The sequence below is a fragment of the bacterium genome, assembly GCA_024742285.1.
Lineage (GTDB): Bacteria > Myxococcota_A > UBA9160 > UBA9160 > UBA4427 > UBA4427.
The window spans coordinates 33,240-52,179 of record JANSYR010000013.1 but is presented as its reverse complement, the minus strand read 5'-3'; the positions used below and the strand labels follow the sequence as shown (position 1 = coordinate 52,179).

The 18,940-nt window shown below is 69.9% G+C and carries 18 protein-coding genes; 7 read left to right on the top strand and 11 right to left on the bottom strand.

Going from position 1 to position 18,940, the window contains the following annotated elements:
- Nucleotides 1–8: 8 nt before the first annotated feature.
- The 4 genes from NXI30_21155 to NXI30_21140 form a co-directional block, all read right to left on the bottom strand.
- Nucleotides 9–863, bottom strand: a complete 855-nt coding sequence (locus NXI30_21155) for an MBL fold metallo-hydrolase (protein ID MCR9096740.1) — start codon at nt 861–863, stop codon at nt 9–11.
- 54 nt (nt 864–917) lie between these two features.
- Nucleotides 918–1,844, bottom strand: coding sequence for an SDR family NAD(P)-dependent oxidoreductase (locus NXI30_21150; protein ID MCR9096739.1), 927 nt, complete (start codon nt 1,842–1,844; stop codon nt 918–920).
- Nucleotides 1,845–1,972: 128 nt separating this feature from the next.
- Entirely contained in the window at nt 1,973–3,151 is a 1,179-nt protein-coding gene (locus NXI30_21145) for a steroid 3-ketoacyl-CoA thiolase (protein MCR9096738.1), read from the bottom strand.
- A gap of 72 nt (nt 3,152–3,223) precedes the next feature.
- Complete coding sequence (locus NXI30_21140; protein MCR9096737.1) at nt 3,224–3,841, bottom strand: TetR family transcriptional regulator; 618 nt, start codon at nt 3,839–3,841, stop codon at nt 3,224–3,226.
- A 111-nt stretch (nt 3,842–3,952) separates the two neighbouring features.
- Between NXI30_21140 and NXI30_21135 the strand changes: the two genes are divergently transcribed.
- Nucleotides 3,953–6,049 carry a ferritin-like domain-containing protein gene (locus NXI30_21135; GenBank protein ID MCR9096736.1) on the top strand — a complete coding sequence of 699 codons (2,097 nt, stop codon included), beginning with the start codon at nt 3,953–3,955 and terminating at the stop codon, nt 6,047–6,049.
- A 10-nt stretch (nt 6,050–6,059) separates the two neighbouring features.
- Nucleotides 6,060–6,710, top strand: a complete 651-nt coding sequence (locus NXI30_21130) for an HAD family phosphatase (protein MCR9096735.1) — start codon at nt 6,060–6,062, stop codon at nt 6,708–6,710.
- A gap of 117 nt (nt 6,711–6,827) precedes the next feature.
- Here the strand turns inward: NXI30_21130 and NXI30_21125 are convergent, their stop codons facing one another.
- Both NXI30_21125 and hemF read right to left on the bottom strand, forming a co-directional pair.
- Nucleotides 6,828–7,904 carry a ferredoxin--NADP reductase gene (locus NXI30_21125; protein ID MCR9096734.1) on the bottom strand — a complete coding sequence of 359 codons (1,077 nt, stop codon included), beginning with the start codon at nt 7,902–7,904 and terminating at the stop codon, nt 6,828–6,830.
- A gap of 140 nt (nt 7,905–8,044) precedes the next feature.
- The gene (gene hemF, locus NXI30_21120; protein MCR9096733.1) at nt 8,045–9,001 is read right to left on the bottom strand and encodes an oxygen-dependent coproporphyrinogen oxidase; all 957 of its coding nucleotides are present in this window, start codon (nt 8,999–9,001) and stop codon (nt 8,045–8,047) included.
- A gap of 161 nt (nt 9,002–9,162) precedes the next feature.
- On the opposite strand from hemF, the gene NXI30_21115 reads away from it, so the two are divergent.
- Entirely contained in the window at nt 9,163–10,314 is a 1,152-nt protein-coding gene (locus NXI30_21115) for a phosphoserine transaminase (GenBank protein ID MCR9096732.1), read from the top strand.
- Nucleotides 10,315–10,323: 9 nt separating this feature from the next.
- Here NXI30_21115 and NXI30_21110 read toward each other — a convergent pair whose 3' ends face one another.
- On the bottom strand, nt 10,324–11,016 hold the full coding sequence (locus NXI30_21110; GenBank protein ID MCR9096731.1) for a hypothetical protein: 693 nt from the start codon (nt 11,014–11,016) through the stop codon (nt 10,324–10,326).
- 204 nt (nt 11,017–11,220) lie between these two features.
- Here NXI30_21110 and NXI30_21105 point away from each other — a divergent pair, with 204 nt between their 5' ends.
- Entirely contained in the window at nt 11,221–11,928 is a 708-nt protein-coding gene (locus NXI30_21105; GenBank protein ID MCR9096730.1) for a single-stranded DNA-binding protein, read from the top strand.
- Nucleotides 11,929–11,992: 64 nt separating this feature from the next.
- Complete coding sequence (locus NXI30_21100) at nt 11,993–12,703, top strand: peptidylprolyl isomerase (GenBank protein MCR9096729.1); 711 nt, start codon at nt 11,993–11,995, stop codon at nt 12,701–12,703.
- A 24-nt stretch (nt 12,704–12,727) separates the two neighbouring features.
- On the opposite strand, the gene NXI30_21095 is transcribed toward NXI30_21100, so the two are convergent.
- Nucleotides 12,728–13,549 (bottom strand): hypothetical protein, encoded by an 822-nt coding sequence (locus NXI30_21095; GenBank protein ID MCR9096728.1) that lies wholly within the window; start codon nt 13,547–13,549, stop codon nt 12,728–12,730.
- A 209-nt stretch (nt 13,550–13,758) separates the two neighbouring features.
- On the opposite strand from NXI30_21095, the gene NXI30_21090 reads away from it, so the two are divergent.
- Nucleotides 13,759–14,964, top strand: coding sequence for a site-specific integrase (locus NXI30_21090; GenBank protein ID MCR9096727.1), 1,206 nt, complete (start codon nt 13,759–13,761; stop codon nt 14,962–14,964).
- Between the two features lie 113 nt (nt 14,965–15,077).
- Nucleotides 15,078–15,527: a PilZ domain-containing protein gene (locus NXI30_21085; protein ID MCR9096726.1), complete on the top strand. Its 450-nt coding sequence runs from the start codon at nt 15,078–15,080 to the stop codon at nt 15,525–15,527.
- A 75-nt stretch (nt 15,528–15,602) separates the two neighbouring features.
- Here NXI30_21085 and NXI30_21080 read toward each other — a convergent pair whose 3' ends face one another.
- The 3 genes from NXI30_21080 to NXI30_21070 all read right to left on the bottom strand — a co-directional run bounded on the left by NXI30_21080 (nt 15,603) and on the right by NXI30_21070 (nt 18,775).
- Complete coding sequence (locus NXI30_21080) at nt 15,603–16,922, bottom strand: sigma-54 dependent transcriptional regulator (protein MCR9096725.1); 1,320 nt, start codon at nt 16,920–16,922, stop codon at nt 15,603–15,605.
- A 10-nt stretch (nt 16,923–16,932) separates the two neighbouring features.
- On the bottom strand, nt 16,933–18,207 hold the full coding sequence (locus tag NXI30_21075) for a HAMP domain-containing histidine kinase (protein ID MCR9096724.1): 1,275 nt from the start codon (nt 18,205–18,207) through the stop codon (nt 16,933–16,935).
- Nucleotides 18,208–18,481: 274 nt separating this feature from the next.
- A complete protein-coding gene (locus NXI30_21070; GenBank protein MCR9096723.1) occupies nt 18,482–18,775 on the bottom strand; it encodes an RNA-binding protein in 294 nt (97 codons plus the stop codon).
- Nucleotides 18,776–18,940 lie beyond the last annotated feature (165 nt).

The window sequence follows — 18,940 nt, the reverse complement described above, 5'->3', positions numbered from 1 at the left end:
GGCGGGACTCAGGCGGACTCGAGGCGGCAACTGTTCCCGACCTTCTTGATGCGCCCTGACGTCGGGCCCGAGAAGTGGGTGCCGATCACGAGCACGTCCGAGTCGCCGTAGCGCGCGACGAACTCCCGACGCGTCTCGACCGCCCGCTCGGGCTGCGCGTCCGGATGACTGCCCCAATGGGGCTCCGCCAGCTGGACCGGATGGTGGACCATGTCGCCGGTGATCACCGCGCGCGCGCCCTGCGACTCGATCGTCACGCTCACGTGCCCGGGCGTGTGGCCCGGCGTCGATTCGAGCTTCACTTCGTCGGTAATCGCATGGTCGTCGGGAACGAGCTCGTGCAGACCCGCATCGAGGACCGGCTGGACGCCGTAGCGGAGATCGATGTTCTCGTCCTCGGGACCGCCGATCCAGTGGTCGTACTCGTCCTTCGCGAAGAGATACTTCGCGTTCGGGAAGGTCGGAACGAATTCGTCCCCGACCTTCATCGTGTTCCAGCCGACGTGGTCGAAGTGGAGGTGCGTGCACATCACGTAGTCGACCTGTTCGCGCTTCACGACCCCCTCGAGATCCTCGAGGAAGCGGGTCTGGAGCGGACCCATTTCCATCGGGAGCGGACGATCGTTGCCCATGCAGGTATCGACCACGATCGTCTTGCCCGCGGACTCGACGATCAGGGCATGGATCGAGAGCACGATCTGGCCCTCTTCGTTCATGAAGTCCGGCTTGAGCCAGCTCTCGTGCTCCTTGAGCCGGTCGGCGTCGATGTTCGCGATCAACGCCTCCGGCGGAAGGGGTGCTTCCTGCTCGAGGACGCGGGTGACCTTCACGTCCCCGATCTGCCAGGTCTTGTACTCGGTCATCGCATCCCCTCCCGGATCGGCGCGGCTGTCGCCAGGCCCTCTCGTGCGCGAGGCCTAGAAGACCGCCGGCGGGATGAAGCTGTCCTTCACGGGCTCCTTGCCCTCGAAGACCTTCGTCATCTGCGCCTTCACGTCCTCGAAGGTCCAGCCGGCGTCCTCGTCGGAGGCATGGGACGTCACCCCGTGCTTCGGCGGCTCCATCACCGTGATGTCCTTGCCCCAGACGATGAAGACGTTCCCCGACACGTTCTGCGCCGACGGCGAGGCCAACCAGGCCACGAAGGGCGAGACGTTCTCCGGCGCGAACATGTCGAAGCCCTCCTCGGGCTTCTCGAAGAACTGTGCGGTCTGCCCGACCATCGTCATCGCCGTGCGTGCCCGCGGCATGAACGTATTCGCCGTCACGCCGTACTTCGCGAGTGCCGTCGCTGCGCCGTTGGTGATCGTGATGATCCCGCTCTTGGCTGCCGAGTAGTTCGGCTGGCCCGGGTCCGCGAAGAACGCCGCCTCGGAGGCGGTCGAGAGGATGCGTCCGTAGACCTGCCCCTCCGCCTTGCCCTTGTTCCGGAAGTACTCGGCGGCGTGTCGGATGCCGCAGAAGTGGCCCTTCAGGTGGACGCGCAGCACGCTGTCGAACTGATCCTCCTCCATCGAGAAGATCATCTTGTCGCGGCAGAAGCCCGCGTTCGACACGAGGATGTTGAAGTCACCGAAGGTCTCGACTGCCGTCGTGATCATCGACTTCGACTGATCCCAGTCCGCGACGTCCCCGAAGTGCGCGACGGCCTCGCCGCCCGCGGACTTGATCTCATCGACGACGCCCTGACCGGCCGATTCGTCCCGACCCGATCCGTCCGCGGCGACGCCGAGGTCGTTCACGACGACCTTCGCGCCCTGCCTGGCGAGTTCGAGGGCATGCGCGCGACCGAGGCCCCGCCCGGCGCCCGTGACGACGGCGACCTTTCCGTCCAGTTCACCCATGGTTCTATCTCCTGAATTCGTCCGGGCCGCTGCCTGAGGTAGACAGGCGCTCGATGGCAGCCCTGAGCTCTCGATGGCAGCCCTGAGCTGCAGCCTTGAGCCTTGAGCGGCCGAAGGAAGAAGGCTCTCTAGAGCCTTTCGATAATCGTTCCCGTGCCGACGTTCGCGCCGCAGCACATGGTGATGAAGGCGGTCCCGAGGCCGGAGCGCTCGAGCTCGTGGAGGGCCGTCACGATCAGCCGCGAGCCGGTCGCGCCGACGGGGTGCCCCAGCGCGATCGCGCCGCCGTTCACGTTCACCTTCGCCATGTCGATGTCGTAGACCTGCGCCCACGAGAGCGGGACCGACGCGAAGGCTTCGTTCACCTCGTAGAGGTCGATGTCGTTCCGGATCGACATGCCGGTCTTCTGCTCCATCACGCGGGTCGCGTCGACGGGGCCGTCGAGGCCGTAGTAGGGATCGGTCCCGGTCAGGACGTCCTGGACGATCCGCGCCCGGGGCTTCAGTCCGTACTGCTCGGCCTTCTCCTTCGTCATGATCAGGACCGCGGCCGCGCCGTCCGAGATCTGCGAGGAGTTGCCCGCCGTGTGGATCGTGTCGGGCAGGACCGGGTTCAACGCGGCGAGGCCCGCCGCGTCCGTCTCGCGGATGCCCTGGTCGCGCTCGACCTTGACCGTGTCGCCGGTCGGCTGGCCGTCTTCGCCGAGGACCGGCGCCTCGATCGGCACGATCTCGCGTTCGAAGCGGCCCTCGGCCTGGGCCGCCGCCGCCTTCTGCTGAGAAGAAAGGGCGAACGCGTCCGCGTCCTCCCGGGAGATGCCGCGGTTCTCGGCGATCCGCTGCGCCATCTCGAACTGCGTCTGCGGCGAATCCCAGGGCCAGCCCTCCGGAATGAAGTAACCGGGGCCGTTGATCACGTTCTGGCCGAGGCCGACGTGGCTCATCATCTCGATGCCGCAGCCGATCCCGACGTCGATCGAGCCGCCCTTCACGAGCGCGTTGATCAGGCTGTTCGCCTGCTGACCGGAGCCGCACTGGGTGTCGATCGTCGTCCCCCCACAGGTCCAGTCGTCGCCTTCGGAGAGCCAGGACTGCCGGGTGATGTTGTTGCTCTGCTCGCCGGCCTGCGTGACGCAGCCACCGATGATCTGCTCCACGTCCTTCGGCTCGATCCCGGCGCGCTCGACCACGGCGCGCTGGATGCGGCTGAAGAGGTGGGCCGTGTGCATGCCCGACAGGTCGCCCTTGATCATCTTGCCACGGGCGATCGGGGAACGGACCGCCTCGACGATGACTGCTTCTCTCATTTCGACACCTTTCTCTCTGGCACACCGTTTCGTGTGCATGCCGGCCTTCCTGGGGTGGAAAGCGCGGTCAACTTAGGAACTCCGGTTCGCGCCGTCCAGAACGAGGTCCACCGACGCGCGCATGCGTTCGTTGATCGAGGCCTGGCTCTCCCGCCCACTCGACCAGTTGATCATCACGGCGAACCAGATCTGGTTGAGCACCTCGCCGAGGAGGCGTTCGCGCTCGTCGATCTCCGCCGGTCCGACTGCCGGGATCGGCTCACCGCGCAGGGCACCGACGACCATCCGCAGCATCAGATCGTGGAAGATCCCGACCTTCTGCGCGAGGGCCGGCTCTCCCGCCGCCGAGGCTCGAAACATCGCGCGCGTGAGATTCGGCCGCCGCAGGTTGCCACGGGTCGCCATCACGAAGAACGCGACGACTCGCTCGGCGGGCGTCTCGCCCTTCGGCGGTCGATCGAAGACCCGATCCGCCATCGCGCGGGTCTCGTGCTCGAGCGCCGCGACCAGCAGGTCCTCCTTGCTGTGGAAACGCCGATAGAGCGTCCCCATGGCCACGCCGGCGTGACTCGCCACGTCGCGGAGTCGGACCGCCTCGAAGCCGCCCTGCTCGGCCAGATCGATCGTCGTCTCGATGATCCGGAGCGCGCGCTCCTCGACGAGCGGATCAGCGGGGGATTCGGCGGCCATGGCCCGAGATTGAAACACGTTTCACTTCGCCCCGAAAGCGACGCGAATCGCCCTCCCCCGCAGGCGAGCGCCATGCGGCCTCCTCGCAGGGATGGCGTACCCTGCGCCCCCATGTCCTCGGATTCGCTTGCGCCTCCCCCGCCCGAGACCCTCGAGGCGTTCTGCCTCGCGGTCCTTACGTGTGGCGACCTCGCGACCAAGCTCCGGCCGCCGACCGGACCGGATGGGAGCCCCCTGCCCGACACGCCGGCCGCGCCGATCGTCGACATCGAACGCCCCGCCCGCGATGCGGCCCTGGCGATGGGCCCCGGCGGCGGCGCGCTTCCGGCCCCGTCCGCCCTGGGCGAGGCCGAGGCGCGAAAGGAATGCCTGTCGCGCTTCGCCCACCACGAGCTCCAGGCGGTCGAGTACTTCGCGTGGGCGCTGCTTCGCTGGCCGGACGCACCCGCGGAGCTCCGGCGTGGACTCGTCTCGGCCCTGACCGACGAGCAGCGCCACTGCCGCCTCTACCTCGATCGCCTCGCGGCCCTCGGCGGGACCTTCGCGACCGGCGATCACTCCGACTACTTCTGGCAGCAGGCCCCCGCGATCGCGGACGCCGACGCCGGTCTGCGCGCCTTCCTCGCCGCCATTGGGCTGACCCTCGAACAGGCGAACCTCGACTTTACTCTCACCTATCGTGACGCCTTCCGAGAGGCCGGAGACGACGAGAGCGCGGCGATCTGCCAGGTCGTGCACGACGACGAGGTCGCACACGTGGCGCTCGCCGTTCGATGGCTGCGACGACTCTCGGGTGGGGAAGACGCGAGCGACGCCGACCTGCGCGACTACCTCGAGACCGTGCCCTTCCCGCTCGGGCCGGCGCGCGCGAAGGGACGCCGCTTCGAAGCCGCCCCCCGGAAGCGGGCCGGCCTGTCGGAGGCCCTGATCGAGCACGTCCGCGACGCCCGGGTCGGGGAGCGCGAAACGACCCCGATCGAGCTCCTCCCGAATCTCGGTGCCGAGGAAGGCGACGCGGATCGCGCCTATCGCGACCAGCCCCCCGTCCGGACCGCCGCGCACCTCTGGGCGCTCCTCTTTCCGCGGCGAGCGCGGCTGGCGCTCGGACCGGAGGCGAAGCCGGGTCCGGAGGTCCGCTCGCTCTGGCCGAAGGCGCTGGGCGCCCCGCCCTCGCGCGCGATCTTCGACTTCCTCGACGGTCCGGGTCCCCACGCCTGGCTCGCGACGACGAACGCATTCGAACGCTGCCCCGGACTCGCCGCGACCACGAGCGCGCCCGACGTCGTCGACCGACTGCACGACAAGGCCTTCGCGGCGGAGCAGGCGGAAGCGCTCGGCCTCGTCCATCGCAGCCTCGCGCCCCTGATCGAGGTGCTCGACGCCGACGCCCTCGCGCCGGCGGACACCGTGGCGGACCGATTGGAGGCCCGTCTCGCCGAGTGGCCCGAATGGACCGGAGCCCGATACACCCTCAAGCCCCGCCACGGCAGCAGCGGACGCGGACGTGTCGGCGGTCGGGGCACCGTCGACCGGGAGAAGCTCGGCGGCGCGCTGCCGCGACTGGCGGCGCGGGGGGGCGCGATCTTCGAGCCCTGGCTCGACCGGACGGAAGACCTCTCGGTCTCGCTCTTCGTCCCGCCCGAAGGCGAGGAGCACCCGCTCGTCGTCCTCGGCTCACTCGAGATGTGGACGAGTCCGAGCGGCGGCTACCGCGGACACTTCGGAGAGGTGGATTCCCGAGGACGGGTCTTCTCCGGGGACGTCGACGACGAGACCCTGCGCGGCGACGCCGCGGCGATCGCGAGCCGGGCCCGGGCGGCGGGATACGCAGGCCCGTGCGGGGTCGACGCGTTCCGTTACCTCCAACCGATGTCGGACGGCGACCCCGTCGCCCGTCTACGCGGAGCGGTCGAGTTCAACGCCCGCCCGACCATGGGCCTCGTCGCGATCGGGCTCGTCAAGCGCGCGTTCCCCCGCGTACGAAAACGGCTCGGCCTCCAGCCCGGCGACCGACACGGCTTCGCACTCACCCATCGCCCCGCCGACGACGACGGCTGGCGCGCAGGCATCTACGAGCACGTCGGCAACGACGCGGTGATCGTCGATCTCGCCGAGGCGAGCGGTCCCGGCGATCCGCGGGCCAGCCTCGTCTTCTCTCCCGACCCTGCGTCGATCCGCGCCGCCCGCCGCGAGGCCTTCCGCTGCTAGGCTGCCGGTCATGAGAAGATCCGCCGTCCTCTTCGACCTCGGTGGCGTCGTACTCGGATCGCCGCTCCATGCAATCCGCGACTACGAGGCCGAGCTCGGCCTCGACCGCAACGCCATCAATCGCGTGGCCGCGGACACCGCGCCGACGGGCGCCTGGTCCCGCCTCGAGCGCGGCGAGCTCGAGATGGAGGCGTTCTACCCGGCCTTCGAAGCGGATTGTCTCGCCGCCGGGATCGAAATGGATGCCCGCGAGATGATGGGGCGCATGGCCGCCTCTTCGGAGCCGCGCCCGATGATGCTCGAAGCCATCCGCCTGCTCCGCGAGGCCGACTTCCGGGTCGGCGCGCTCACGAACAACTGGGCCCACACCGGGGACGACGAACGCCCGCAACAGAACGACGGGACCCGTGCCCTCAAGGCGCTCTTCGACGTCTTCATCGAGTCGAGCGTCGAAGGTCTCCGCAAGCCCGACCCGCGGATCTACGAGCTCGCCTGCGACCGCATGGGCAAGCGGCCCCACGAGATGATCTTCCTCGACGACATCGGCCCGAACCTGAAGCCGCCGCGCGCTATGGGCATGGCGACGATCAAGGTCGAGACCCCGGAGCAGGCCCTGGGCGAGCTCGCCCCCCTCGTCGGCCTTTCCTTCCGGACGATCTAGCCGGCCGCCTCGAGCGCGGGCCTCCGGACCGGCGACAGACTCGCCGAGCGCCCGCAGGCGAAGGATGAGACGCCCGCAGGCGAAGGTCCCGCTCGCCGAGCGCCCGCAGGCGAAGGTCTAGTCCGGGTACTCGATCCGGACCTTGCCCTTCACGACCGCCTGGCAGGTGAGCACCCAGCCCTCGTCGATCTGGCGCTGGTCGATGCCACCGTCGTTCATCTTCATCTCGACGTCGCCTGCCGTGACCTTCGCCATGCAGCAGCCGCAGTAGGCCTCTTCGCAGGCGAAGGGCGGTTCGAGGCCCTCGCGGCGCGCCGCCGCCAGGATCGTCTCCCCCTCGCCGAGGGTGATGTCCGTCTCCTTGCCGTCGAGAGAGACCGTCACGACGAGGTCGCCGCTGGTCTCGACCGCCGCGGCCGCCTCGGCACCGGGGGTGTCGGGCGACTCGAAGCGCTCGATGTGGATCTGGTCGGCCGGGATGTCGAGGCTCGCGAGTCCCGCCTCGACCACGTCCATGAAGGGACCGGGGCCACAGATGTAGAAGTCGGCGCCGGTCCGGGGACCGATCTCCTGGACGACCAGCGCTGCGTCGACGAAGCCGTGGACGTCGTCGAGGCGATGGGTGATCTCGAGCCGGTCCTCGTTCTCGGCGAGGAGCGTCGCCAGCTCGTCCTTGAAGATGATCGAGCGGTCGTCGCGATTGGCGTAGAGGAGCTTGATCGGCCGCGAGGTCGTCGCGAGCGCGGTCTTCAGGATCGAGATGCAGGGCGTGATCCCCGAGCCGCCGCTGAAGAGGACGATCGGGGTCTCCCGCTCCTTCAGTACGAACACGCCATTGGGGGGCATGACCTCGAGGGTGTCCCCGGCCGAGACCGCGTCGTTCATCCAGTTGGAGGCGCGACCCTCCACCACGCGCTTGACGGTGACCTTGTGGGCCGCGTCGAGACCGGGCGCGCTCGCGAGGGAGTAGCAGCGCACGAGGCGCTGACCGTCGACCTCGACGCGAAAACTCAGGAACTGACCCGACGCGTAGGCGAAGCGATCGGCGAGTTCCGGGGGAACGTCGAGCACGATCGACTTGCTGTCGTGGGTCTCCTCGATCACGTCGGCGACGCGGAGGTTGAAATAGGGTCCACTGGACTCGACACCGGCGCCGGCGGCCTGATCAGAAACGGCTGTGTCCACGGATGACATCGACTGAATCTCTCCTCGAAAACCGGCCAGTGCGCGGCGCGGGGCTGCGTGACGCACCGCCACGGGCGCGGGCGGGGCCAGAGCGGGACGGACTCTAACAGATCCCCACGCGACGGCGGCGCGCGGGCGCCGACACGAGCTCAGGCGTCTTCGGGGAGCGCCTCGTCGGCCCAATCACGAGGGCGCAGGAAGTCGGCATGCAGCCGGGCCTCGGGCGTGCCGTCTTCCGGACGCCAGTCGTAGCGCCACGCCACCTCGGGCGGAAGCGACGCCAGGACGGACTCGGTCCGCGCGCCGGCTTCGAGGCCGAAGCGGGTCCCGCGGTCCTGCAGCAGATTGAACTCCACGTACCGGCCTCGCCGATAGAGCTGGAACGCGCGCTCCCGCTCGCCCCAGGGCGTGTCGCGCCGGCGCTCGACGATCGGTCGATACGCGAGCAGGAAGGCATCCGCGCTGTCCTTCCAGAACGCGAAGGCGTGCGCCCAGCCGCCCTCGTCGAAGTCGTCGTAGAAGAGGCCGCCGATCCCCCGCGGCTCGTCGCGATGGGGCAAGAAGAAGTAGTCGTCGCAGGCCGCCTTGAAGCGCGGGTAGAGGTCGTCGCCGTGGGGCGCGCAGGCGTCGCGCGCGGTGCGGTGCCAGTGGATCGCGTCCGCTTCGAAGCCGTAGTACGGCGTGCAGTCGAAGCCGCCGCCGAACCACCAGACCGGCTCCAGGCCCTCGGGATCGTGGGCGATGAAGAAGCGGTAGTTCGCGTGGCAGGTCGGGACATAGGGATTGCGTGGGTGGACGATCAACGAGACCGAGATCGCCTCGTAGGTCCGTCCAGCCAGTTCCGGTCGCCGCTGGGTGGCCGCCGGGGGCATCTGGTTGCCGTGGGTGTGCGTGAACTGCACCGCCGCCTTCTCGAAGACCGGGCCGCCCTCGAGCACGCGGGGGCGAGAGACTCCGCCGCCCGGGCGCGGAATCTCTTCACGCAGGAACTTCGCGTCGCCGTCGAGGTCTTCGAGGCCCTCGCAGATCCGGTCCTGGAGCTCGTCGAGAAACGCACGGACGGCGGCGGCGTCCGGGCGGTCGGCCTGAGGGTCGTCGTTCGACATGGCCGACGAACCTACCGCATCCGGGGGAGCGACCGAACGGGCCTCGGCGCCCTGCGACGCTTCGTTGCAGCGCCGTGGCCGCCCGCACGGGTCGCCGATAGACTGCGGCGCCCCCCGATCGGCCCATCCAGGGCGACCCGCCACACGAGGACACCGAAACGATGGCCGCTCCCGCGACCCGCCCCGCCCGCCCTCACTTCTCTTCCGGGCCCTGCGCCAAGCGCCCCGGCTGGTCCGTCGAAGGCCTGGCCCACGCGATGACCGGTCGGTCCCACCGCGCCGCCCCCGCCAAGGCGCGGATCCAGGAGGTGTCGGATCGCAGCCGCGCGATCCTCGGCATGCCCGCGGACTGGAAGCTCGGCCTCGTCCCCGGCTCGGATACCGGCGCGGTCGAGATGGCCCTGTGGTCCCTGCTCGGCGCGCGCGGTGTCGACCTGCTCGCCTGGGAGAGCTTCGGCTCCGGCTGGGTGACCGACGTCGTCAAGCAGCTGAAGCTCGAGGACGTCCGCAAGCTCGAGGCGGACTACGGAGCGCTCCCGGATCTCTCGGCCGTCGACTTCTCCCGCGACGTGGTCTTCACCTGGAACGGCACGACCTCCGGTGTGCGTGTCCCGAACGGCGACTGGATTCCCGCGGACCGCGAGGGCCTCACGATCTGCGACGCGACCAGCGCGGCCTTCGCGATGGACCTCGCCTGGGAAAAGCTCGACGTGGTGACGTGGTCCTGGCAGAAGGTCCTCGGCGGCGAGGCGGCCCACGGCATGCTTGCCCTCTCGCCGCGCGCGGTGGCGCGCCTCGAGTCGTACACGCCGCCGTGGCCGATGCCCAAGGTCTTCCGGCTGACCAAGAACGGAAAGCTGAACGGCTCGATCTTCGAGGGCTCGACGATCAACACGCCGTCGATGCTCTGCGTCGAAGACGCGCTCGACGGCCTGCGCTGGGCGGAGTCGATCGGGGGCCTCGAGGGCCTGCTCGGCCGCGCGGAGGCGAACCTCGCGGCCGTGACGCGGTGGGTCGAGGGCTCGAGCTGGGTCGACTTCCTCTGTGACGATCCGGCGACGCGCTCCTGCACTTCGATCTGCTTGAAGATCGTCGACCCCTGGGCCGCCGACCGCGACGCCGACGAGGTCGCGAAGACCGTCAAGGCGGCCGCCCAGCGCCTCGACGAGGAAGGCGTGGCCTACGACATCGGCTCGTACCGTGATGCGCCGACCGGCTTCCGCGTCTGGGGCGGCGCGACCGTCGACACCGCCGATCTCGAAGCCCTCCTCCCCTGGCTCGATTGGGCGTGGCAAGCAGCCAAGCAGGGCTGAGCCGGGAATTCAGTCGCTTCGAACGGCGGCGGAGAGCGCTTCGAGGCGCTGGATCTTCTCTTCCTGGGCGCGCAGCCGATCCTTCTTCACGTCGAGTTCGGCGCGGATCGAGGCGTAGAGCTGCTCCTGGGTGGCCATGCGGCGGCGCATCCGGACCTCGCTCTGCTTCGCGAGCTCGAGCTGGTTCTCGAGCTTGTCGACCTGCTCGACCGCTTCCGCGAGGCGGCCCTCTTCGCGTTCCGCATCGGGTGCCGCGGCCGGCGCCGCAGGCTGGGCCGGGCGTCGGGCGACCTCGAGCCGCGCCTCGAGATTCCCGACCTGGGCCGCGAGCTGCTCCCGTTCCGCGCGACTCCGGTCGCGCTCCCGTTCGACGCGCTCGATCTGGGCCTCGAGATCCGCGATCCGGGAGGCCGTCCCGAGCGGAAGATCACCAGCGCCCTTCTCGGCGCGAGCGCTTCGCTTCTTCGCCTTGTCGACGCGCTTGCGCAACGTCGCGAGTTCCTCGCCCTGCTCCGCGCGGGCCCGACGCTCCCGACTGAGGGCAGCGGTCAGCGATTCGCGCTCGCTGCGGAGCCCCTCGAGCGCTTCTTCCTGGGCGACGCCGCGCGCCTCCGCGCGGCGCCAGAGCAGCGCGAGTGCCATCGCGGCGATGACTGCGACACCCAGCAGAGCGAGCAGCGCAGGCGAGAAGCCGGTGTCCATCGATTCCTCCGATCCCGTCCAGCGCCGTGCCTCGTCGAGCGGGTGCGGCGGACGCCGAGTGGATCCCTCCCCCTCGCGTCACACCGCGGCCAGTCTACACTGCGCGCGCCGCCGCCGTGAGCGGCCCGCCTGGAATTCCCGCGGAGGCGTCGCCTCGCCTCCCCACGCCGCTGGAGGGTCCCCTTGGGCCACGCCGACCGAGTGATGCGCGCGACGCGACGCCTGTGTGACGCCGTGGACGCGATGCGGTTCCGGGCGCCGGTCACCCACGTCTACAACCCCCTGGTCCACGCCGCGCGAGGCCACCGCCGCTACGTCCGTCGCTTCGGGGACGGTCGCAAGCGGGTGATCTTCCTCGGTATGAACCCGGGCCCCTACGGCATGACCCAGACCGGCGTTCCCTTCGGCGAGATCGCGTCCGTCCGGGACTGGATGGGGATCGAGGAGAAGATCGATCGTCCGGCGGACGAGCACCCGAAACGACCGGTGGACGGCTTCGCCTGCACGCGGAGCGAGGTGAGCGGCGCGCGCGTCTGGGGCGCGATCGGCGATCACTGGGGTCGCCCCGAGGCCTTCTTCCGGGACCACTACATCGCCAACTACTGCCCGCTGGTCTTCATGGAGGCCTCGGGAAAGAACCGGACCCCCGACAAGCTCGCGCCAGCAGAGCGCGAACGCCTCTACGAAGCGTGCGACGATCACCTCCACCGACTCGTCGACATCCTGGAGCCGGAATGGATCGTCGGAATCGGGGCCTTCGCGGAGAACCGGGCGCGCGAGGTCCTGGGCGGGCGCGAACTCGAGATCGGGCGCGTGCTCCACCCGAGCCCCGCGTCCCCCAAGGCGAATCGCGGCTGGGCCGGGGAAGCGGCGAAGGAACTCCGGGCGCTCGGGCTCTGTCGGAAGCGTTAGCGCTTCGCCCTGAACGCCGTACGTTACGCGGCCGCCCCCTCCCGCCTCGTCACAGGAGAGATCCATGTCGTTTCGCGCCGGTGCCCCGCGCGCCTTCCGCGCCTTGCTCGGCCTCCTCACCCTCGTCCTCGTCTTCGGCTGTTCCGAGCAGGGCGCCCGCGCCGACCAGGAGCGCCCGAGCGACCCCGCCATGGCGGCCCTCGACGAGTTTATTCTCTCCAACCCGGTCGACCGCAAGCGAAGCGGCTGGAAGACCCGGGTCGCGAAGCCGCCGCGGGTCGAGTTCGCACCGGACAAGACCTACGTCTGGAAGCTCAAGACCAACCAGGGCGAGATGAAGATCCGACTCTTCCACGAGTCCGCACCGAAGCACGTCGGCACGACGCTCTACCTCACCCGGCTCGGCTTCTACGACGGAACCCTCTTTCACCGCGTGATCCAGGGCTTCATGGCCCAGGGCGGCGATCCCAAGGGCAACGGGACCGGTGGCCCCGGTTTCCAGTACGAAGGCGAGTTCGGTCCCGACGCGGAGACGCACAGCCGGCGCGGCACGCTCTCGATGGCGAACGCCGGACCGCGAACCGACGGCAGCCAGTTCTTCCTGACCTTCCGCGCGACGCCCGATCTGGACGGGCGCCACACCGTCTTCGGCCGAATTGAGGACCCGGACAGCCTGGCCACCCTCGCGAAGATCGAGTCCCTCGGCGCCGCCCGGGATCCCGGTCGCCCCCAGCGACCGATCACCCTCGAGCGCGCGACGATCGTGATCGAGTAGCGCCCGGGGAGCGGCGTCCCCGGATCAGTCCTCGCCGATCGACGTGAGCAGGCCGTGACGCGCGACCGAGAAGCGGTCGGGGCCGGCGTCCTCTGCATCCGGATCCGGGGTCGCGCGGCCCCCGTAGAGCGCACCGCGGAGCGCGGCCTGGACCCGCTCCGGGTCCGCGCCGGCGACCGCGAGGCCGCGCACACGCAGCGCCGGGTGGAAGCGATCCGCCTCCGAGACGCCCGACCGGGCGGCCGTCCGCTCGACGCGCTCGACGGGCCCGAGGGCCGAGAGCGCCTCCTCGATCGCGGCCGCCTTCGCGCGGGACGCATCGCTCGCGAGGTCGACGACGAACAGGAAACGCGACCCGTGCGTCGTGTCGAAGTCCCCGGCCAGCGTGCCCTCGACTTCTTCGAGCCGCGTCGCGAGGCCGCGAGCGGCGAGCGGAACCGGGGGCTCCTCCCGCGCTGGATCGAGCCATTCCTCGTCCCCGGTCCAGAGGGTCATGAGGAGCTTCCCCTGGCTCACCGTTCGCGTCTCGCTTGCGCCGGAAGCGAGGTCGACGCAATCGAGGACGACCTCCGCCTCCCAGAGCGCCGTTCGCCGATCCCCTTCGGCGTCCGCCGGCGTCGTCCGCGCGCTCCGCTTCGGCAACAGGATCTGGAGTGCGGCGCCGCCCGATGTCCCGGCGTCCGCCTGGGCCTCATACGCGGCTTCCTCGCGGTAGAGCACGTCTCCCTGCTCGAAGCGGAAGCCCGCCAGGGCCGCCGAGAAGGCCGTGGGCACGGACCAGGCGAATCCCTCGAAGAAGGCGAGCGGAGCGGGTTCGGACGGGCTGGATTCAGGTCGCGTAGGCATCGACCAGAGTGTATCCCGGAGGGCATCCGAACGTGAACGCATGTCCGCGGCCCCTCAGGGGCATTCTGTGATCGACCGCCAAGTGATCAGGATCAAAGGATTTTCTGAGAAGTCGCAGCTCGAAAGACCGGTCGGAGTTGACATCTGTGTCGACATCTATAGAAATGAGAACCCCAGGTCATTTCCTGACCCTGCGAAGGAGGATTCCCTTGGCCGTCGAAGTCGCTCCCCCCGCCCCCTCAGCCACTTCGCCCTCCGAACAGCTCGACGACGCGAGCAGCGCCCTCATCTCCGGGCACGCCCCCGAGCCGGGTGAAGCGCAGCCGCTCGAAGCGTCGCCTCCGCCGATCGCGGAGCTGTCACCCCAGGACGACGCGGACTTCCTCCTCCATCCCGTCGAACTCGCCAAGGGCCGCCGCGCCGCCGAGAACTACCTGAGCACCTTCCGGAGCGACGACAGCCGCAAGGCCGCCGAGGAAGCCCTCGAGACCCTGGCCACGGTCATCAGCGGCGGCAAGTGCGACAGCGTCGACTTCCCCTGGCAACAGGTTCGCCCCTACCACGGCGCCGCCGCTCTCACGATCCTGAAGGAAAAGGGCGCCCCGGCGCGAATCGAAGCGCTCCGCTGCCGAGCGGACGAGACCCGCGGCTACCGCGTCGTCCCCGACAGTTACCCGGCCCGGCAGGTCCAGAAGATCCGCAGCACGCTCTCGAAGGTGATCGAGGAGTGCGAGGAGCTCGGCTTCCTCCCGGAGGGTGCGGAGCCGGAGGCCGCCAGCAAGCCGAAGAAGGCCAGCAAGAAGGCCGCCGCGCCGCGCGGACGCACCCTGGGTGACGGCGAGCTACGCGCCCTGGTCGCCGCCTGCGCCGCCGACGGAAACGCCGAGGGCTACCGCGACGCCGTCTTCTTCTGCCTCGTCTACCGCGGACTGAAGATCGCAGAGATCACGGGACTCACGCCCGAGAGCGTGAAGTTCAACAACAAGACCGGCGCCTGCACGATCACCGCCCGCCCGAAGGGCGGCGGCCGCGGCCGCAAGGTCGAGCTGTCGAACGACGAGCTGATCGTCCTCGAGGACTGGCTCGATCGGCGCGGCCAGGACGCGGGTCCCCTCCTCTGCACCCTCGGTCGAGGCGGCAAGGTCGAGGGCAAGCGGCTCACGACGGCGATGCTCAAGGCGCTCTGCGAGGAGCGCGCGCACCAGGCCGAGGTCCCGGTGTTCACGCCGAACGACCTCAGCCGAAGCGCCGAGGTGCTGACGAACCACCGGAAGGCGACCCGCCGCAAGGCGAACCGCCTGGCGCAGACGACGCTCTCGAATGCCGAGAAGGCCCTCTACCTTCCCGCGGACATGACCGACGAGGACGAGCTGAACCAGACGATCCAGTTCCCCTTCCTCGGCCTGAGCGACTGACCCGGCCGCTGGCTCTCCCAGCTCGCCACGTAGGCCCTTCACCCCGCCCACTCAGGCGGGGCTCAAGCCGGCCCTCCGCCCGCCGATGCGCAAGCCAGGAGGGTTGGTTTCCCATGGGCCAGTGGCGCCAGGCGCAGACCGGACTGCAGAAGTTTCCGCGGGTCGCGACGGCGGTTCCCGTCCGGATCACGACGGTCGATGCCGAGACCGAACCGGCGACCGGTCGCGCGTTCTTCCGGAGCGCCGAGGAAACCACCGCCAATCTCTCCCGCGGCGGCGCCTACGTGAAGTCGTGGGAGCCCCTCGCCGCGGGACGAAGGGTCGTCATCACGATCGCTCTGCCCGACGAGGCCGAGCTCCAGCTCGTCGGTCGCGTCGTCTGGACGCGGCGCGCGTTGCGACCGAACCAGGGCGGGGAGATCGAGCCCGCTGGCTACGGCATCGAGTTCGTGGGCGGTTCCCGTGCCGAGCTCGACGCCCTCGACCGCTACCTCACCGCGCTCGCCCCCCGCGCGAAGACGACGTCTCCGCCTCCGCTCCGCCCGGCCGCACCGACGCCCTGATCGGCGGGCCACCGCTCGCGCGAGCGCCCGGACCTTCCGAAGCGAAGCCCCCGGCTGCCCGCGACGACCGGGTCGTCAGGCGTCGATCCCGTACTCCGCGACCTTCCGTCGCAGCGTCGAGCGATCGATGTCGAGGAGCTTCGCGGCACGCGTGCGGTTCCCGTCGCAGTCCTCGAGCGCCTGGACGATCGCCCGGCGCTCGATCTCGCGGAGGGGCACGCCGCGCGGCACGCCCTCCGCGCCACTTCCGGTCGGAACGACCGGTCCGCCGCGTCCGATCTGATCCGTCGGGAGGTGCAGCATCCCCACCGGCGCGTCCCCCGCTGCGGCCCGCGCCCCCTGCACGAGGTTCCGCAGCTGACGCACGTTGCCCGGCAGCGGCGCTGCACACAGGGCCTCGATCGCCTCCGGCGTGAAGCCGGCGGACCCCGCCTTGTCGAAGTGAGCGACCAGGAGCGGAATGTCCTCGCGGCGGTCGGCGAGCGCGGGCAGTCGGATCTCCACGCCTCGGAGACGGTAGTAGAGATCCTCGCGCAGGCTCCCCTCGTCGATCATCACCTGCGCCTCGCGATTGGTCGCGGCGACGAAGCGGACGTTCACCCGCTCCGCCTTCTCGGCGCCGACGGGCCGGACCTCGCCGTCGTCGATCACGCGCAGCAGCTTCGCCTGAAAGCCCATGTCGAGGGTCTCGAGCTCGTCGAGGAAGAGCACGCCCTCGTGGGCCTCGCGAAGGAGCCCACGGCGGTCGCGGTCGGCCCCGGTGAACGCACCGCGGCGGTGACCGAAGAACTCGCTCTCGAAGAGGTCCGAAGGGGACAGCGCGCAATTGTGCGCGACGAAGGGCCCCTTGCTCAGGCCCGAGTGCGTGTGGATCGCGCGGGACACGAGCTCCTTGCCGGTTCCCGTGTCGCCCGTCACGAGGACGTGCACGTCGCTCCGCGCGGCCATCAGGACCCGGTGGCGGACCTCGACCATCGCCTTGCTCTCGCCGACGAGCTCCGGAACCGTCGCGTCCTCGACGACCGTGCGACTCCGGGTGAGGAGCGCTCTTTCCACCGCGGACCCGACGCTCGCCGGCGTCGCGGGCTTGAGCAGGTAGTTCACCGCCCCGAGGCGAACGGCATCGATCACGTCCTGCGGATTCTCGTTCGCCGACAGCACGATCGCGGGCATCCCCGGCCAGCGCTGCCCGAGGTGGGTCAGCAGCTCGAAGCCGTCCATCGAAGGCATGCGCAGATCGGTGATCACGAGGTCGAAGCTTCGCGCCTCGAGCGCGAGCAGCGCCTCGACGCCGTTTCCGACGAGCCGGACCTCGTAGCCCATCTCCTCGAGCAGGAGCTTCAGGTACTCCCCCGAAGCGCGCTCGTCCTCCGCGATCAGAATCGAATCCGCCATCCTTCGCCCGTCAGACCTCCGCGCCAGCTTCGTCGAAACCCTCTTCGACAGAAGGAAGCGCGACCTGGACGAATGCGCCCCCCGTCTCGAGGTTTCCGATCTCGAGATGGCCGCCGGCGTCCCCTGCGATCCGTCGGGCGAGAAAGAGGCCGAAGCCGCTGCCCTTCTCCTTGGTGGTGACGCCCGGCTGGAGCTCGCCGCCGAGCATCTCTGCGGGGAAGCCCGGCCCCTCGTCCGCGACGGCGATGCGCACGAATCGGCCGAGCCGAGAGAGCTCCACGCGCCCCCGCCCTCGCCCGTCCATCGCCTCGACGGCGTTTCGCATCAGGATCACGAACATCTCGAGCAGGGTCTCCCGCTCCACCCCGACGCGCGCGGCCTCCGCGCCGTCCGAGAGGTCGACCGTCCATTCGACACCGGGATTCGCGGTTTCGATCTCCCCGCGCGCGGCAGCGAGCAGCTCGCCCAGGGAGCTCGCGCCCGCCGCGCCGCTGCGAGCCGACTCGGGTGTGGGCCCCACCGTCCCGCCGGCGTCGCCGTCTGCGAGCGTGAGTCGCGCGAGCTTCTCGAGATCATCGATCGCGGCATGGAGCCCGGCGAGGGCCGCCTGCCCGCTCGCGCCGCGGTCGAGCTCCGGCTCGATCAGCGTCACGAAGCCGCGCAGGCTGTGCACGGCGTTCTTCAATCCGTGCGCGAGCCGCGCGACGTTCTCCCCGACCCGGCTGATCACGCGCTCGTCCTCGAGCTCCCGCTGGAGCGAATCGAGGCGCTGTCCGAGCTCCTCGCCCTGGGTCCGGAGCGCGAGCTCACTCGTCTGCCGGCGCCGGACCATCGCGGCGCCGAGCGCCCCTGCTGCCGCGACCAGAACGAGCTCGAAGCTCAGGATCCCGATCGCATCGGCCCCCCGCGTCCAGGCCATGCCGACCAGCGCGAGGGAGGAACCGACCGTCACGGCCGTCACCCCGCGCACGCCCATCGAGATCGCCGCGATCAGGATCTCGAGCAGGAAGCCCACGACCAGCGGCCCGTAGACCCCGTTGGTCACGAACGAGAAGATCGTCCAGCCGATCAGGCCGATCCCGATCGAGACGACGTTCGCGCCCCGCGTGAGTGAAGGACGTTCGGCGGCCCACGCCGCCAACAGGGCGGGCACGGCGACACTCGCGATCACGATCTCGTCGATGGGTCCGGGCCGAAAGCGCGGGTTCACGAGGCCCGCGCCCAGCCCGGCGGCCGCCAGAACGAAGGGCCGGGACCACAGCGCGCGTCGAAGCGTTCTGTTCATCGCCTCCGCATCCCGGACGCCCACTCCGCCGAGGCCCGCTGGCTGCGCCAGCCCATCCCCGGATGCACGAAAGCCCCGAACCGAAGATCGGGGCTTCCGTCGTTCGACTCGTCCCGAAAGGGTGCGTGTGCCTCACGGCCTCGCATTCGGAACACCGAAGCGCGCGGCCTGCGGATGAACGTGTCCGCCGCGTCGGCTCGCGCCTTCGGATTCAAGTCTCGAACATCACCGAGCATCGGGAGAAGACTCAGCCCTCCCGAAGCGGCGGTGCAGTCTACCAGCGACCGCCGCCGCCGCCGCCGCCACCACCGCCGCCGCCACCGCGACGCTTGTCGAGCGCCTCGTTGACGCGCAGCGCGCGGCCGCCGTAGTCGCGGCCGTCGAGCTCGCCGATGGCCTTGTCAGCGTCGGCCCCTTCCATCTCGACGAAGCCGAAGCCGCGCGAGCGGCCGGTCTCGCGATCGTTCACGACCGCCGAGGACGCGACGGCGCCGTAAGTAGAGAAGAGCTCACGCAGATCGTCGTCTGTCGTGGCCCAGGGAAGGTTGCCAACATAAATCTTCTTCACGAACTCACTCCGTGCCCGCGGTCGCGATTCGCGATCCTTCGTCGGGCGCATGTACGACCCCTCCTTCCACATCCGGAGAGCAGGGATCGCTTTTGTCTCCGCCCTCTTCCCATCCGGACTCTGCCAGGACCAGGAGGACGACGTACCTGGGATCGCGCGACTTCC